Source organism: Acetobacterium malicum subsp. dehalogenans DSM 11527, from assembly GCF_000472665.1.
Taxonomy (GTDB): Bacteria; Bacillota; Clostridia; order Eubacteriales; family Eubacteriaceae; genus Acetobacterium; species Acetobacterium malicum.
The window spans coordinates 68,453-85,178 of sequence record NZ_AXAC01000022.1 but is presented as its reverse complement, the minus strand read 5'-3'; the positions used below and the strand labels follow the sequence as shown (position 1 = coordinate 85,178).

10 protein-coding genes are annotated in these 16,726 nt (G+C 43.6%); 4 read left to right on the top strand and 6 right to left on the bottom strand.

All coding sequences use genetic code 11. The features are described from left to right. Window positions 1-506, bottom strand: a 506-nt coding sequence (locus A3KS_RS0109645; RefSeq protein WP_026394756.1) for a methyltetrahydrofolate--corrinoid methyltransferase, incomplete at its 3' end; no start/stop codon positions are given. 345 nt (window positions 507-851) lie between these two features. Between A3KS_RS0109645 and A3KS_RS0109640 the strand changes: the two genes are divergently transcribed. Further along, entirely contained in the window at window positions 852-1,529 is a 678-nt protein-coding gene (locus A3KS_RS0109640) for a TetR/AcrR family transcriptional regulator (RefSeq protein WP_026394755.1), read from the top strand. Between the two features lie 75 nt (window positions 1,530-1,604). Here the strand turns inward: A3KS_RS0109640 and A3KS_RS0109635 are convergent, their stop codons facing one another. The 5 genes from A3KS_RS0109635 to A3KS_RS0109610 all read right to left on the bottom strand — a co-directional run bounded on the left by A3KS_RS0109635 (window position 1,605) and on the right by A3KS_RS0109610 (window position 10,034). Next, complete coding sequence (locus A3KS_RS0109635) at window positions 1,605-3,407, bottom strand: DUF4153 domain-containing protein (protein ID WP_026394754.1); 1,803 nt, start codon at window positions 3,405-3,407, stop codon at window positions 1,605-1,607. 37 nt (window positions 3,408-3,444) lie between these two features. Continuing rightward, window positions 3,445-5,985, bottom strand: a complete 2,541-nt coding sequence (locus tag A3KS_RS0109630; protein WP_026394753.1) for a bifunctional diguanylate cyclase/phosphodiesterase — start codon at window positions 5,983-5,985, stop codon at window positions 3,445-3,447. A 209-nt stretch (window positions 5,986-6,194) separates the two neighbouring features. Then, window positions 6,195-8,189, bottom strand: a complete 1,995-nt coding sequence (locus A3KS_RS0109620) for a S8 family serine peptidase (RefSeq protein WP_026394751.1) — start codon at window positions 8,187-8,189, stop codon at window positions 6,195-6,197. A gap of 383 nt (window positions 8,190-8,572) precedes the next feature. Beyond that, window positions 8,573-9,361, bottom strand: coding sequence for a GIDE domain-containing protein (locus A3KS_RS20745; protein WP_035355843.1), 789 nt, complete (start codon window positions 9,359-9,361; stop codon window positions 8,573-8,575). 4 nt (window positions 9,362-9,365) lie between these two features. Next, window positions 9,366-10,034 carry a PspA/IM30 family protein gene (locus A3KS_RS0109610; RefSeq protein WP_026394750.1) on the bottom strand — a complete coding sequence of 223 codons (669 nt, stop codon included), beginning with the start codon at window positions 10,032-10,034 and terminating at the stop codon, window positions 9,366-9,368. 467 nt (window positions 10,035-10,501) lie between these two features. Between A3KS_RS0109610 and A3KS_RS0109605 the strand changes: the two genes are divergently transcribed. From A3KS_RS0109605 to A3KS_RS20735, 3 genes are all read left to right on the top strand, one after another. Continuing rightward, window positions 10,502-10,720: a hypothetical protein gene (locus A3KS_RS0109605; protein WP_026394749.1), complete on the top strand. Its 219-nt coding sequence runs from the start codon at window positions 10,502-10,504 to the stop codon at window positions 10,718-10,720. Continuing rightward, entirely contained in the window at window positions 10,717-13,503 is a 2,787-nt protein-coding gene (locus A3KS_RS23155; RefSeq protein WP_084504948.1) for a methyl-accepting chemotaxis protein, read from the top strand. The genes A3KS_RS0109605 and A3KS_RS23155 overlap by 4 nt, the downstream gene beginning before the upstream one ends. Before the next feature lie 273 nt (window positions 13,504-13,776). Further along, complete coding sequence (locus A3KS_RS20735; RefSeq protein WP_051355785.1) at window positions 13,777-16,644, top strand: methyl-accepting chemotaxis protein; 2,868 nt, start codon at window positions 13,777-13,779, stop codon at window positions 16,642-16,644. Window positions 16,645-16,726 lie beyond the last annotated feature (82 nt).

The window sequence follows — 16,726 nt, the reverse complement described above, 5'->3', positions numbered from 1 at the left end:
GAGGTACACAGCATTTCGACCAATGGATCAATGTGCATTCTTGAGGGATCAATCCCATATTCTTTGACCTTGGCCATTAAATCGGCAAATACATCCAGGCGGTCTTTGGCNGTTTTAGGAATCCCTTTATCNCTGTTTANCAGNGCCACGCATTCCCATTTGGTGTCAGCAATGGCTTTAAANGCGGCGTCAATTTTGTCNCCTTCTANCGATACGGAGTTAAACAAACCCGGTTTGTTACAGTATTTCATCGATTCGATACAGGTATAGACATTGGGGCTGTCCACCGCAATCGGGGTGTCGGTGACTTCCTGAACCAGATCAATCAACCATTTCATGGTTTCCAGTTCAATGTCGTCATCGACGGAAGCACATACATCAATGTAATCCACGCCGGCTTCGGTTTGAATTTTAGCGAGATTTTTAATAAATTCACCATCTTTTGCGGCGATTGCTTTTGCGGTGGAAGGAATCGCACCGTTAATTTTTTCTCCAATAATAATCATGTTTTTACCTCCAGGTAACTTTATTTTTTCAGTGATAAACTGATTTGATACAATTTTTATATGATTTTTGGGGGTATTTCTCTAAATTACGAGGTTATTCTGTCCCCACTGTTTGTACGTGTATAGTATAACATCATTGTAAAGGAACGTCAACATTTTTTTAAATGTATTTAATATTTTACTAATTTATCTAAATCCATCTTTTTAAGCTATTTTCGCTATATTTATATTATATATTTGTTTGCGTTTAACATATTTTTAGAGTGGTACTCGCTGGCTTTATATTGATCATTTTCCGATTTTGTGGTTAAATAGAGGAAATTATGTAAGAGAAAAGGAATCCTTATGACCGCTATTTTGGAAAAAACAAACAAACAACTTATCTATGACACCGCTAAAAACCTTTTTTTTACCGAAGGCTATCAGGTCGGTTTTCGCCGGATTGCCCAGGAAATTGGAATCAGTCAGGGGCTAATAACCTATCATTTTAAAAATAAGCATTATATCGCAATTGAAATCTATAAGGAAGATTATCAGATCCTCTCCACTTATCTCAAGTATTCCGTAGATCCGGATCAAGACGTGTTTTTATACATAGTCAGTCTTTACGAGCTCTGCTCCCGGATTCTAAATGCCAATCCGGAAAAGCTGGCATTCGTTATCGCCACTCAGACTGAAGATATCACCTATAAAGCAATTTACGCCGGTGGTCTAAAACAGATTTACGCCAAACTGATCACCTATATGAAACCCAATGGGTGCAGTCAAGAAAAAAATCTAAGTCTGTTTCTAACCACCATCTACTCAGTTTATGCGGGTATTTTGCAAAAAAGAAATAGCGAATTTGATTTCACCGACGATGAGGTTATCACTTACTCAGTAAATCTCATGTATTATTGCCTGGGTTATGACCAGGACGCTTTGCGAACTGAAAATATTATTGCAAGCGCAAAATCACGGGTATCCTCGTTGCTGCACCAATATCCCCATTTATTGAATATTCATAATTATTTGATCAAATAGTATCATCCCAGTGGGCATCCCAGTGGGCATCCCAGTGGGCATAAAAAAAGTGTGGAAAAACCACACTTTTTTAGTTTATTTGATTTGAATCAACACATAAAAGTCACCATTATATATTGTTTCTGATTCTGATTTTTCGATGGCTAAAAACATGGCTACCAGAGAAATAAGTGCCTTGTCATTTTCCAGACTAACCGTCGCTTCATCAGCATTCATAAAGTCTTTGCTGATCTGATAATTCCCGCCCCGGGATGTATCAAAATGATCAAACACCGCTTTCATATTTATCCGCATCAGCTCCTGACCAGTCGCCTCTGTAAGTACTAATACCCCGGCTTCACCATTTTTTTCTCGAGTCAAGGTATAGTTTTTTCCATTTGCATCAAAATTGCAGATTAGCGGTTCCATTTTTTCATCCTGCATATAGAAATTTGCCACTACAAAAGTCTGATAGTCCGTGATATCAATCGGTGACTGCTGGTTTAAATTGAGGTAAATTGAATCCTGTTGGTATGGGTTTTCCTCAAAGCGATAAAATCCAAAGGTATTATAAAAATCTTCATATAGATCAAAATTCTCACCCAGGAACGAAATTTCATTGGTGTATTCCATCATGGTCAGATAGTTGACGGTATCAGAGATGATCTTTTTATCCGCTTCGGATAGTGATGCGTTCGGACTGATTATGTTGTCTTGAATCATGTTATTTTTAACCAGGGTATCGGATAATCTGGCAAATTGATTAGCCCGGCTGATCGTAAAGGCATCCACTGGCGGAATAATCGAAAACATTGCCAAGCCAATCAACAGAGCGGCGATAATCCCGTTTTTGCGTACCGGCATAAAACACATCAGCGTGCCGGAAATTGCGGCAAAAATACCAAAAATAATCACATAGTAGCGACCATGGGTTATCCCGGTCTCCTGAATCCGCAAGACCGAGGCAATAATCTGAAATAGCACGATGGGTACCAGAATTTTGGGGAAAATCTTTCGGTACCAAGCAGCAACTTTATTCTCGAGGCTACTGGCTAAAATGTAAATCAGTATAACCGCAACGGCAAATCCCACCAGCATCGGTTCCAGACGATTATCGGTCCAGAAATTACCAGTAATGTTTCTGCCGAGATAGATTATCAGAATCACCGTATATACTGACAAAAGCGGAATGATAATATAAGAAATCAGCACCTCCAGAAATTTCGGACACTGGCAGGATCGTCTCTCCTTTTCCCGGTTATGTTCCAATTGCACGGGGGACCGATTATGATCCGAACTCCCGGGATAAATGGGAATCAGAGAAAGAAAATAAATCGGAGCAAACAGCATCCCCACAAGATTTAAAGTATGTAAGTATGACTTGTCTGATACTCTGAAAAGAAGTAGATCAATAGCGGAGATAATCAGGGTGACCCCAATAAAGAGCACGCCTGAAAATAGCAGGGCGTTAAAGAGAGCTTTAAAGGCTGCCATAAAGCTCTGATTAAAACTGATCTCGCTTTTTATCACCGGAACCCAGATATAAGCAATCAACAGTGCAAAAAGAGCCACCGATGTACGGATCCAGGTTTCCATGCTGGTGCTGGTGTACTGCCCGACGATCATAAAATAGCCTAGGGTCAGCACCAGACATAGCCCCATGGTGGCCATTCGAAAAGAACTTTTGTCAAAAAAACGCTCCCAGGCCGCCTGGAGGGTAACCCCCAGAAAAGCTCCCACCACAAAGGTCAGTAAATAGCTGGTATAATCTACGTCCTGATGAATGGCGATGGCATTTATTACCGCTGCTGCCACCAGAAAAGCAACGGTTAGCGGATAGCGGGACAAGGCTTCAACCAGATTGCTGAGTTTTTCTTTGCTTTTATCAATAAATTTCATCCTAACTCCCTCCAAAGATTATTTGCATATTTTTTTGTTATTCCTTTTTGTTGAAAATTTCATTCAGCGGGACCGGACGTTTAAAGTAATATCCCTGAAGTTCTTTGGGCTCAAAGGCTTTGATGATTTCAAACTGCTCCTGAGTTTCGACTCCTTCTACCGTTACTTCAAACGATAGTTCATGAGCCATCTGGATCATTGTTTTCAGCAGTTTGCGACTCTTGATATCCTCTAATCGCCTGGCATAACTCTGGTCGATCTTTAGTCGGTCAATGGGCAGGTTTTTAATATAATCAATGGAGGCATAACCCGTTCCGAAATCATCCAGTGTCACAATAAACCCCAATGTTCGTAACTCCGACAAAATGGCCGCTCCAAATTCTTTGTTCTGGATGATGGCTGTTTCCGTGATCTCGATTTCCAGTAAGTGCGACGGAATATGGTAGCGGCTGACAGCATCCTGCAATTTATAGACAATATCGCGACTGGCAAAATGCTGACCCGATAAATTAATGGCTACGGGGATTTCTTTTTCCACTAAACCATATTCAACAATCGATTGACAAACTCGCTCAATCACGTAAAAACCAATGTTGATGATCTGCCCGGACTGCTCGGCAATGTCTATAAAATACCCAGGTGACTTTACTGAACCATCCCGGTATTGCCAACGTATCAATGCTTCCAATCCCAACATAGTGAAGCCATCAATTGCATATTTAGGTTGATAATAAAGCACAAACTCCTTCGCCTCAAGAGCGGTCTCGATTTCATTCTTAATGCAGTTTTCATGTTGAATCTTCGCCATGATTGACTGGTTATAAACTGAAACATTCTTCAGCACATTATTGATAATCGGAGTGATCGCCAGACGGCTCAATTGCAGCAATTCCGGGTAGGAATTTGTCTGGGCCGGATAATAGGCAATCCCAATTTTATATTTTATAATTACCGTAAATAGATCCAAATCCAGAGGTTTTTCAAAATAATAACTGATCTGCCGTATTAATTCTGATTCTTCAACGCGAATCCCTGTGGTTGCAATTAAAAAATCGTTATTACTGGATAACCCAATTAAATCACTTTCTTCAGTAATGCTACGTAAAAAATCCGCAATATTTTTCAGCATAGCTCCATACGTTTCTTTTCCATGGCTATATGTTAGTTCATTAAGATTTGTGATTGTAATATTCAGAATTGTAATCTCTTTTTCTGCTAAAAATGCTGTTTCCAACAGCTTGTTAAACCGTATCTCACTGAGGGTACCAGTCAATTGATTGTAGTTCAGTAAATTTGAAATCTTCTGATTGGCATTTATCAGTAAATTATAATTATTTGTCAGTTCTTCCTGACTTTCAATGAGTTTTTCACTCTTTTCTTCCAATTCTATTTTTCTGTTGTACAGTTCGTTATTTGCTTGCGCTAATGCCAGATGTGTCTTTCGGCGAATGGTCATAATCAGTAGCAGTGCTGAAATAATTACGGCCATCAGAATGAGGATAAAACTGATTAAAATCACCTGGTTCAAGGTTAAAATAAAATTGCCTTCCGGTTTGTTGATGACCTTGCTGTTTGCTGGAAGCATACTTTCTGAGAGCGCAAAAGCCAGCATGCCGTTGTGGTTAAAAATCTTCTGTTGTACCGGTTCTTCAATGATCGACATCGATTCAATCGAACGTCCTGCGGATAAGGCTAGAATATCCTCGCCGATGATATGCCCATGTTCATAGGGCGATACCACAAATCCGCCAATGACCTTATTTGTAATCGACGTTGACACCCCGCAAAAGGTTGGCATATTCGAATTGACAGATAACATATCAGTGTACTGATCATGATTCAATACTCCAAATGAGCCGGCTGAATATAGCGCTGTGGATGCCGCATCATAGCTGCTTATTTCATTTAATTGTTCGCCATAGTCGTCTATTTTTATTAAGTGCATTTTGAAGTCAAGCTGATGGTCGGCCAGTTTATCGTAGGCTTGCACCATTTGTTCATAGGTCCCTTTGGTCGTGTTGGTATCCGCTCCGCAGATCAACAAATCTTTAATCTGTGGCATGGCGGTGTCGAGCCACAAAAAAAACGCTTCATAGCCAACATTCTGGAGAATCCCTTTGACATCGTCAAATTTCATGTCTGCAGGCATTCCACCGTTTACCCCAGCAAATAAAACTGGTGTATCCGGAAAATATTCAGGCTTAAGTGATATTATTAATTCATAGGCGGTATTATCAGTTACAACAATGGTGGCTATGTCTTTCGATGCATAGCTCTTTATTTTCTCAACAGTATTCAGATCCAGGGGATTTTCCCGATAGGCATCGAGATATTCCGTATAAATGTTATATTTGATATCAGATAAATCCTCAGTAATGCCCCGATGCAATTCATCCGTCCAAGAAAATCCCTGGTTATAGGAATGAATAATCAGAATGTTTTCCCGCAAAGCCACCTCTGTACTGCCCGCCGCATTAGCAACTGTGACGTGGCGCCCCCATAAAATAGTAACGGTAATCAGGATTACCAATGCTATCTTTATCATCCAACTCCGATGAATATATTTTGAATGTTTCATAACAGTCCTCCGATATTGACCATCCATTGATTAATCAATGCTCTTGTCTTTGCCATAAATTATATACCCTTTATCACCATATATAAATGCAATAAACTGTGCAACTGATGTTAAACCTGAATAAGTTTTTTCTGAATCGGTGACTGTGTCTTTGTTATCGACCATTAAAAAAAGACCAGCCTTCGCTGGTCGATAGAAATCTGTTTTGATCACTTTTCTATAAATGGATTAACGGTTAAACCTGGCGCAGCACTGCCTTTAGGTACAATCTCAATGCGGATACCTTCCAGTCGATAGCCAAAACCGGCGGTTCCGGCTTGCTGACCATTGCTGGCCCACCCCATCCAGCCGACGTTCTGGGCATGGACCTGATAATAAACATCAAAAAGATCGGCATCGGTACCGGTGAGTTCAATGGCGATGGCTTCCAACCTTAAGGCTTTGCCTTCCGTTCCACTTAAAGCGCCATCGGCCACATAATTCTGCCAGCCAATATTCTGGACATGGGTTTTGTATTTTACCCCAAGGTTATAGTTTTTGGTTATGGTATTAATCTCAATCGCTTCCAGCCGCAGGGATTTCCCTTCGGTTCCGCTGACTGCCCCATCTGCCACCAGGCTTTGCCACCCGATATTTTGCACATGGGTTCGATATTCGATGGCTGGTGCTGCTTTGGCTTTCACCACATAATTGACAATGGATTCTTTAACGGTGTTACCTTTTCCATCCAGCACCTGCACCGACAGCGTATAGATTCCCGCTTCGGTTGGGGTAAAGGCGACTGTGGCCACGCTGCCATATTCCTGGATGGTAGTGGTTTTTCCATTTAAATCATAATAAAATCCATATTGAAAATCCCCTTCACCCCCGCTGGCGGCGGCATTCAGGGTCAGCAATGTGCCCAGGGTTTGTCCGGTTGGTTTATCAACTGTAAACGCATCGATTTTTAACGGGTTACTCGGGGTTACACGGGCCAGGGCGGCATCCAATTGAATCATGCCGTAACCGTAGTAGTCATCGCGACCGCTAGTACCAAAATCCAGCGCCGTTTCTTTCAGCAGGGTTTCCACCTGGCTGCTGGTCATCGTCTGATCGGTTGCCATTAGAACCGCACAGGCTCCGGCTGTAATGGGACTGGCAAAGGAAGTACCTGAAGTCTCTTCATACTCGCCATCATGGTTGGTTGAATATATTTTTTGACCGGGTGCACATAAATCAACCAGACTGTTATGTTGAGAGAAATAAGCAATCTTATTGGTATTGTCAGTGGCCCCCACCGAAATAACATTATTATAAGATGCCGGAACTGCCAGCTCACCGCTGTAATTAGCATTACTGCCTTCATTTCCCGCCGCTGCCACCAGCACCTTACCGGCGTTGGCAGCATTTTCCACGGCCGTCCGCAACGCCGCTGAAACCATATATCCGCCAAAACTCATGTTGATGACTTTTACATCTGACCGTGCCGCCGCATCATACAAGGCCGCGCAGATATAACCCACATCGAGATTCTTATCACCGTCCGACAGACCGCCAACCCGATAGGGAGCAACCTTGATGTTGGCAGCTCCAACTACTCCGGCAATGCCAATACCATTATTAGCCACCGCTGCCACACAGCCTGACACCAGTGTCCCATGACCGGATAAATCGACCATCTCAGTGGTTCCTTCGACATAGTCATAGCCGGTTACTACATTATCGGCTATGTCAGGATGCTGGGTATTCAGACCGGTATCGATAACTGCCACCACCACGGCTTCTGAATTATTGACTTTGTTCCAGGTCTCATCCGCACCAATCCGTTCAAACTGCCAGGCTTTAGACAAATCAGGATCATTGGGTAGTGCTGCGGTCTGGATATAAGCGTTTTTCTCGGCCACCAGCACATTGGGGTTTTCTGACAATTGCGCCACCAGAGCATCAGCATTGGCGGAATCGGCCACCTCAATAATATCGACCTGATCACTTAATGTTTCACCGCCCTTAATATCCTGGCTGGTGAGGGCCAGACTGCCAATTCTGGCCTGCTCTTTATAGATGATGATAATCTGGTCATTAATCTTTGCCTTAGCATCAAGATTGGCAACTTCATCAAGGCTTTGAATGACCACCGACTGGTCTTCTGCCATAACCCCGAGGGGACAGGAACTTCCAATTAAAACCATTGCGAGCAGGAAGACAATTGCCTTCTTAAATTTCATAATTCTACCTCTAGCGCTTTCTGTTTTTATTAACCGGTTGATTTCATACTTTGGATTGCTCCTGGATCTTCTTTCATTATTTATCATTAAGATGGTTTTTCTGATAATTAAAATTATACTCGTAAGATTACTTTTTTACAATCGCAAATTATGATGCTATTCCAGCAGTAGTAACTTTTCTTAAAAATACCTGAATTCCAAGTTTCGTTAAAGGTTAGCGGGGTATATTTAACTCAGAGATTAACATCTCCCCTTTTTCTTTTCATTCCTAATATAAAAAAGCAGTGTATCCATTCGGGATCACTGCTTTTTTTTGTAAAGCCCCATTGATAAAAATCAACGGGGCTTTATTTTGAATATTTTGCCTGATTGAATCCAATTGCTTAAGAGAATAAAAACATTACTGCGAGACCGGCAATGACGCTGCCAATCGCAATCGCTAATGCAATAAATTTCTCGTTTTTAATATCATCCAATAATTCGTCTTCTGATTTGTAGGTAACGTGGGAAGGTTTTTTGGTTGTCACCGAACGTCCCACATAAAGCCGATTCCCCCGTTTATGAATTTCACCCAGGATATACATTGGCTGATCTTCAGGAAGAATTTCTTCGAAAAAGCGATAACCCAGAAAACGTGAACCGCGGGGATTCGAAAAGCTGAAGTTGAAATTATCTCTGACCCAATTGGAATCGGATGATTCCATCCGGTTGCAGCCCGGCATTAAATCCACATCACTGCCAAAGCTGGCCATATCGATATAAACTTTTTCATCTGAGCTGCTGTCAGAAAGATACACTTCCACCGGGCTTTTTTCACTGGATAAAGAGCTTTCCACCTTATCGGTAATTGTTCTGGTATTCCCCTCATCATCCCGTTCAGTTTTGGTTTCTTCATGGACCGAAAACACTTCGTTTTCGTAGTAAGCCACCGGCCGTTGGGAGAAAGGTGCTTCCACATCCCCGCTGACACTGTGAAGGTGACCCTTCACCTCGCTGTAATGCCGATAATTCTCATCCAAGCTGGATAAATCACCGACTATGTCCAATACGTCTTTGATACAGGTTGTCTGTTGAAACTGGATTTCCTGAGCTTTCGTTTTGCTTTTTTTCAAAACGTAAACAGCGTAGCAAATCCCTGCAACCATAATCAGTAATCCAATTATATATACCATGGTTCTATTCTATTCCCAATTCTGCTTTAAGTTTGGCCAGTTCGTCATCTACCGCTGATGTTTGTTCCAGCGCTGCAAATTCATCTTCCAGACTGGTATTTTCGCCCGCCATTTCAGTAAACGCCTGTGCTTCTGCTTCTTTGGCATTGACTTTCTGCTCCATTTTGTCCAGTTTAGTAAAAGCACTGGTGCTGTCAGTGCTGTTTAATGAGGTGCTGACACTTTTTTGGGCGTCAGCCATCTTAGAACGGGCAATCAGCATATTCTGTTTCATTCGGGCTTCTTCCAGCTTCGCTTTCAGCTGCCGTACCTGATCTTTCAATTGGCCAACTTGCATACTCATAGAGTCATAAGCCGCCTGGAATTGCACTAAATCACCATCCACACTGGTTTTTTGGGCCAGCGCTTTTTTAGCCAGTTCTTCATTGCCGGCCTTTAAGGCTGTCTTTGCTTTATTACTCCAATCTTCGGAAGCTGCTTTAGCAGATTCCAATTGTTTTAAAGCCTGCTTTTCACTACCCATGGCGGCACCCAATGCCTGGGTAGCACTGTTAACCTGTGCTTCCATGTCAATGATAATCTGTTTTACCATTTTTTCCGGATCTTCTGCCTTATCCAGCATGTCGTTTACATTCGCCTTTAACAAGTCACTAAGACGTTCAAAAATTGCCATTTTTTCCTCCTGCTATTTGTTTTTTTTAATTCAGGGCATTTTATGCCTGAGCTAATTGATTATTTCCGGTCAACTTCCGAATCCGATCAAATCAGCTTTTTCTGTATCTTCATCTTAACAAATCAGAGAAAATAAGTCTATTTCTTTTTTGTTTTTAGCGTAAATTAATACCACTTAATTTACATCAGACTGATTCACTTTGATACGCAAATTTTTCATACTTATTTTTAATCTGATGTCAAAAGTAACGAATGAAAGAAATCTTTATGGGTATACAATTGTAAATAAATTTCTTTTCTAAAAAATTCTATTACTAGACAGGATTCACCATTGATCAAGCCGGTAAAAACAGATATCCTGTAAAGTAGATTTTGAATTGTTTCCCAAAAGATCGTTCAATTTAACACGGTCACGATTATTTTTTTACAAAAGAGGTGGTGTCTATTTAAAGCATTCGAACAAAACTCATGGTTTATTTTTCCGGACTGATTCTGGTTATCTGTGCTGTCTTTACCTTTGTTTCCATTAATGCATTAACCAATGCCGTGGTAACTGAAGCTGAGAAATCACTGGAAACCCAGGCCCAGAATTCAGCTGAAATCATCAGCAGCCGTAACGAACAAAATTATATTTATCTTGAAGGGATTGCCTCCCGGGATAAAATTTTTCCAGCAGTGTCCCTATGAATGAAAAAATGACGATGCTGAAAAGTGACGTCAGCAGTTCTGATCGTTTCCTCCGGATTGGGGTTTCCGATCTTAACGGCAATCTTTATCTGTCGGACAGCTATGGTGATCGCGGTCAGATTGTCGATATTACCAAGCGGGATTATTTTCATGCTTCAACCGCCGGCGAACGGGGCACCATGAATCCGGTTATCAGTGTTAATCCCGATGATAATGGCGCTCTGATTATGGCCTATTCGGTGCCGATTTATGAAAACGGTGCCATCACCGGGGTTCTGGTGGCGGTGGCTAATGCCTGGTTCTTAAACGATATCACCGACAACATGAAATTTGGCGAAACTGGCTACACCTACATCGTTGATTCCACCGGTACCGCTATCTCTCATCCCGAACGGGATAATGTTGTCAATCAGATGAATCCCATTACGCTGGCAGAAACGGATGCCAATTACAAAGAATTGGGATCTGCCATCGGTTCAGCCTTAGAAAAAGATTCAGGAACATCGACCTATACCATGGACAACCAAGAATATTACATGGCTTCTGCAAAAGTCGCTGGTATGGATTGGACCGTGGTGCAGGCGGTGGAATCCGACGAGGTGCTGTCGGCACTGCCTGGTGCTATCTTAAGCAGCGTCCTCATTTCCATCGTTGTTTTGGCAGTCAGCATTATTTTCTGCTATTTTATTGCTAAACGAATTACCGACCCCATTAAGAAAGTTAATCATATGATTAAAGAAATGGGACTAGGTCATTTGAGCGCCCGGCTTAATATGGAAAGTAATGATGAAATCGGTGAAATGGCTGTGGCTATGGACAATTTTGCCGATAACCTGCAAACTGAGGTAATTGAAGTCATGAATCAGATTTCTGACGGCGATGTCTCTGCCAATATTGAAGTCGATGATGATCAGGATGAAATAAAGCCGGCCCTCAAAAAAACCATCGAATCAATCCGCGGGTTGATTGCCGAAGCAACCATGTTGGCCCAGGCCGGCGTTGCCGGACAGCTATCCACCCGGGGCGATGCGGAATCGTTCAAAGGTGGTTTTAAAGACATTGTTGTTGGTGTCAACAACACGCTGGACGCTGTGGTCGGACCGCTGAATGTGGCCGCTGATTACGTCGATCAGATCGGCAAAGGGCAAATCCCAACCAAAATTACGGCCTCCTATAATGGCGACTTTAATACCTTAAAGAATAGTATCAATGCCTGTATTGATGGCCTTGGCGCTCTGGAAGAAAGTAACCGGGTGCTTGGAAAAATGAGCCTTAATGATTATTCAGAAACAATGCCCACCAATTATCTGGGTATCTATGCTGAAATCGGCCATTCCATCAACGACGTCCACACCCGCTTAACCCGGATCGTCGAAATCTCAACCAATATTGCCAATGGTGATCTGTGTGATCTGGAAATCTTAACCAAAGTTGGTAAACGCAGCGACAATGATACCTTAATTCCGGCCCTGGTAGGGATGATTCAGAACATCATCAACCTGGTTGATGAAACTGAAAAAATGGCCAGTATTGCCATTGAAGGTAATCTCAGCAATCGTGGTGACGTCTCCGGATTCCCTGGCGAATACGGGAAAATTGTCACTGGCTTTAATCAAACTCTGGATGCCGTCATTGCTCCCATTGAAGAAGCCTCAACGACACTTACGCAATTGTCTCAGGGAAATCTGCAAACTAAAATGGATGGTGACTACCGCGGCGATCATGCCCAGATCAAAGAAGCCTTAAACCAAACCATCGGCTTCCTGAGCCAATATGTTGCCGAAATAACCAGTACCCTCGAAGATATGGGCCGGGGCAACCTGAATCAGGAAATCACCACCGATTATCTGGGTGACTTCCAGGCGATCAAGACTGCCCTTAACGATATCAACACCAATCTCAGCCATACCATGACCGATATTGATGTGGCGGCCGGACAGGTTGAAGTCGGGGCCCGACAGATTTCTGACGGTGGTCAGGCACTGGCTCAAGGGACCACCGAACAGGCCAGCTCAATCCAGGAATTGACTGCTTCCATCGAAGAGGTTGCCGGTGAAACCAAGAAAAACGCGATGCGGGCCAATGAGGCCAATGAACGGGCCATTGAAGTGCGCACCAACGCCGAAGTCGGCAATACTCAAATGACAAAAATGATCTCGGCGATGACTGATATCAATATGTCATCCAATGATATTTCCAGGATCATCAAGGTTATTGATGACATTGCTTTCCAAACCAATATCCTGGCTCTGAATGCTGCCGTTGAAGCGGCCCGGGCCGGACAACACGGCAAAGGTTTTGCGGTTGTTGCTGAAGAAGTCAGAAGTCTGGCCGCCCGCAGCGCTGAAGCCGCCAAGGAAACCACTGGCCTCATTGAAGGCTCCATTGACAAGGTTGACATGGGTACAAAAATCGCTGATGAAACAGCGGTCAGCCTCAAAGAAATCCTTGATGAGATTGAAAAGGTCACCAGCCTGGTTGGCGATATTGCCCAAGCTTCCAATGAACAAGCCTCGGAAATCGCCCAGATAACTCAGGGCATCGAACAGGTTTCTCAGGTCGTTCAGACTAATTCAGCAACCGCTGAAGAAAGCGCCGCCGCCAGTGAAGAACTTTCTGGCCAGGCTGAAATGCTCAAAGAAATGGTGGGTGCTTTTAAGGTCAAAACAGCAGGCCAACCCACCTTCACTGCTGCTGTCATTTCAAAACCAGAACCCGCGGTTGAATCGCCGGCCGCCGAACCACGAATCCTTTTGGATGATCTGGAGATGGATAAATACTGATAGCCTCCAGAGCTGAATTAAAACTTAAAACATCTGGTTAAATGTGGCTTTCTCAGGATCAGCTCAAATTATCACCCGGCCCCCCGGTTGTCAGTTCATGACACCGGGGGGCTTTTGGTTGTTCAACTAATGTTTGGAGCGGTTTTAAGACTTCCTTCAAACGATTTTATTTTTAAGATCATTTAATTATCTTTTACTGTTATTGTTTATTTGATTTGGGTAAATATCATCCGAAAGAGGAATTATTTTATCCTACTAAAGGGGGAATCAAAAATGCAATGGATGCTTAACATGAAAATTGGAGCGAAACTGATTGTGAGTTTCATTATTGTCGCTCTCATCACTGGGGTTGTCGGCCTTGTGGGAATTATGAATCTGCAAACACTTCAAAAATCCAACACCTTACTTTATGAAAAGATGACCGTCCCGATTGCCGAGGTCGGTCAGATTTCCACATCCTACCAGCGGATGCGGGTGATCGTTCGGGATATGATTATTGAAAACAGTCCCGAGCTGATCCAGTCCAATGCTGACAAGGTTGTTATCCGTAACGGCGAAATTGACGAAGCCGCTGCCGCTTTCCAGGAAACCATTGTCGATCCGGAAATGCAGGCAGTTTTTGACGAATTTGTCGCCGCCCGCAAAGTTTTAGCCCAGGAATTTGAAAAGGTTAAAGAATTGGCGATCCAGAACCGCGATGCTGAAGCCTTTGCGCTGCTGGCCGATACGGGTTCTTACGAAATCGCTGCTTCGGCACAAATGGATCTGATCAATGAGCTGGTGCCGATGAAATTGGAAGAAGCGCAACGGACTGCGGAACTGGATAAGGCTACTGCCAATGCCGCCATGACCACCATGATTATTGTTACTTTAATAGCTTTTGCGGTAGCGCTGATCTTTGGGCTGGTACTCCGTTCAATGATCAGCAAACCGCTCCAACAAGCCAATCATATGATCAAGGAAATGAGTCTGGGCCATTATACCATCCGTCTCAATATGAAACGCAAGGATGAAATCGGTGAAATGGCCGAATCAATGGACAATTTTTCTGATGAAATCCAAACCGTTGTCATTGGTACCATGAATCAGATTTCAAATGGCGACGTCAGCACTGACGTTGAACCGAAAGATGCCCAGGATGAGCTTTCTCCAGCCCTTAAACTAACTATTGAAACAATCCGAGGGCTGATCAGTGAAGCAACCATGCTATCCCATGCGGCCATTGCCGGCCAGTGGGAAACCCGGGGTAAGGCCGAAGCTTTCAACGGCGGTTTTAAGGAAATTGTCGAAGGGGTTAATGCCACCTTGGATACAGTTGTCGATAAAATGGTCTGGTACGAAGCTATTATTGACGCCATCCCCTTCCCGCTCCATGTTACTGACAACGATATGAAATGGACCTTTATGAACAAACCGTTTGAAGATTTAATGATTGCCAATGGGGTTATCAAAGATCGTACTTCAGCGTGTGGGATGGACTGCTACAATGCCAACGCTAATATCTGCCGTACCGAAGGTTGCGGGATCAGACGTCTGGTTGACCAGGGCTTAAATGACAGCTATTTCGAATGGGTCGGCCGCAGTTATAAACAGGATACCGCCTATCTCAAAAACAAAAAAGGCGAAAACATTGGTTTCGTTGAAGTTGTTACTGATTTAACGCCAATTATCCGAGTTAGCGACTATACCAAAACCGAAGTATCGCGGCTGGGTAACAATCTGATCCGCTTGTCAGCAGGCGATCTGGATTTCGATATGAATGTTGGCGAAGCGGATGAGTACACCACTGAAGTCAGTGCTCAATTCCACGAAATTGGCAACACCTTAGGCGAGGTAAAAAATTCAGTGGATAACCTGGTTAGTGATGCCACGATGCTAGCTGAAGCCGGCATTGCGGGCCGCTTAAATACCCGGGCTGATGCCAGCCGACATCAGGGAGATTTTGCCCGGATTGTCGATGGCGTCAATGCCACCCTGGATGCCGTTGTAGAACCAGTACAGGAAGCTTCTGCCACCTTAAAAGAACTGGCTCAGGGTAATTTGAACACCGGCATGGTGGGCCATTACAACGGTGACTACACCCTGATAAAAGATAATATGAATCAGACTGTAGCCTTCCTGAAACGTTATGTGGATGAAATTACTCATACTCTGGAAGAAATGGGACGGGGTAATCTGGATCAGCAGATTACCACCGATTATCTGGGTGACTTCGAGGCGATCAAGACAGCCCTCAATGATATTACCGGCAATCTCAGCAACACCATGACCGAAATCAATGTGGCTGCCGGTCAGGTTGATATGGGTGCCAAACAGATTTCCGACGGTGGCCAGACTTTATCCCAGGGCACCACCGAACAAGCCAGTGCTATCCAGGAATTGACGGCGTCTATTGAAGAGGTGGCTGCGGAAACCAAGCGAAATGCCATGAATGCCAATCAAGCCAACGAACTGGCAGTCAATGTCCGGGCTAACGCTGAGAAGGGCAACGGCCAAATGGCCACCATGATTGGTGCCATGGGAGACATAAATGATTCCTCTAACAATATTTCTAAAATCATCAAGGTTATTGATGATATTGCCTTCCAAACCAATATTCTGGCCCTGAATGCCGCCGTGGAAGCAGCTCGAGCCGGACAACATGGCAAGGGCTTTGCCGTGGTCGCCGAAGAGGTCCGAACCCTGGCGGCCCGAAGTGCTGAAGCTGCTAAAGAAACCACCGGTTTAATTGAAGGTTCCATTGATAAGGTCAGCGTGGGAACCAGAATAGCTGATGACACCGCCGAAAGCCTACGGGAGATTCTCAGTCAAATCGACAAGGTTGCCGGTTTAGTGGGAACCATTGCCCAGGCTTCCAATGATCAGGCTTCAGAAATTGCCCAGATCACCCAGGGTATTGAACAGGTTTCACAGGTTGTTCAAACCAACTCGGCCACCGCTGAAGAAAGCGCTGCTGCCAGCGAAGAACTTTCCGGTCAGGCCGAAATGCTTAAACATATGGTCGAAGCTTTCCAGTTAAAAGCTAAAAGTGACGCTGTTAAAACAACCCGGAAAGTTTCTGTACCATCGGTAAAACCGGCTGCAACACCAACACCGGAACCAAGTATCATTCTCGATGATATGGAGATGGATAAATACTAGTTCAGTATCAGCATCACATTATTGAGGCCTGGTTTCTTTATCTAGGCCTCTTTTTCATATCTCCGAACTGGTCTTGATTCCG

Excerpts from the sequence above, each read along its gene's own strand:
- A3KS_RS0109640 (WP_026394755.1), top strand. The coding sequence starts at position 852 with ATGACCGCTATTTTGGAAAAAACAAACAAACAACTTATCTATGACACC.
- A3KS_RS0109635 (WP_026394754.1), bottom strand. The coding sequence starts at position 3,407 with ATGAAATTTATTGATAAAAGCAAAGAAAAACTCAGCAATCTGGTTGAA.
- A3KS_RS0109630 (WP_026394753.1), bottom strand. The coding sequence starts at position 5,985 with ATGAAACATTCAAAATATATTCATCGGAGTTGGATGATAAAGATAGCA.
- A3KS_RS0109620 (WP_026394751.1), bottom strand. The coding sequence starts at position 8,189 with ATGAAATTTAAGAAGGCAATTGTCTTCCTGCTCGCAATGGTTTTAATT.
- A3KS_RS20745 (WP_035355843.1), bottom strand. The coding sequence starts at position 9,361 with ATGGTATATATAATTGGATTACTGATTATGGTTGCAGGGATTTGCTAC.
- A3KS_RS0109610 (WP_026394750.1), bottom strand. The coding sequence starts at position 10,034 with ATGGCAATTTTTGAACGTCTTAGTGACTTGTTAAAGGCGAATGTAAAC.
- A3KS_RS0109605 (WP_026394749.1), top strand. The coding sequence starts at position 10,502 with ATGGTTTATTTTTCCGGACTGATTCTGGTTATCTGTGCTGTCTTTACC.
- A3KS_RS23155 (WP_084504948.1), top strand. The coding sequence starts at position 10,717 with ATGAATGAAAAAATGACGATGCTGAAAAGTGACGTCAGCAGTTCTGAT.
- A3KS_RS20735 (WP_051355785.1), top strand. The coding sequence starts at position 13,777 with ATGCAATGGATGCTTAACATGAAAATTGGAGCGAAACTGATTGTGAGT.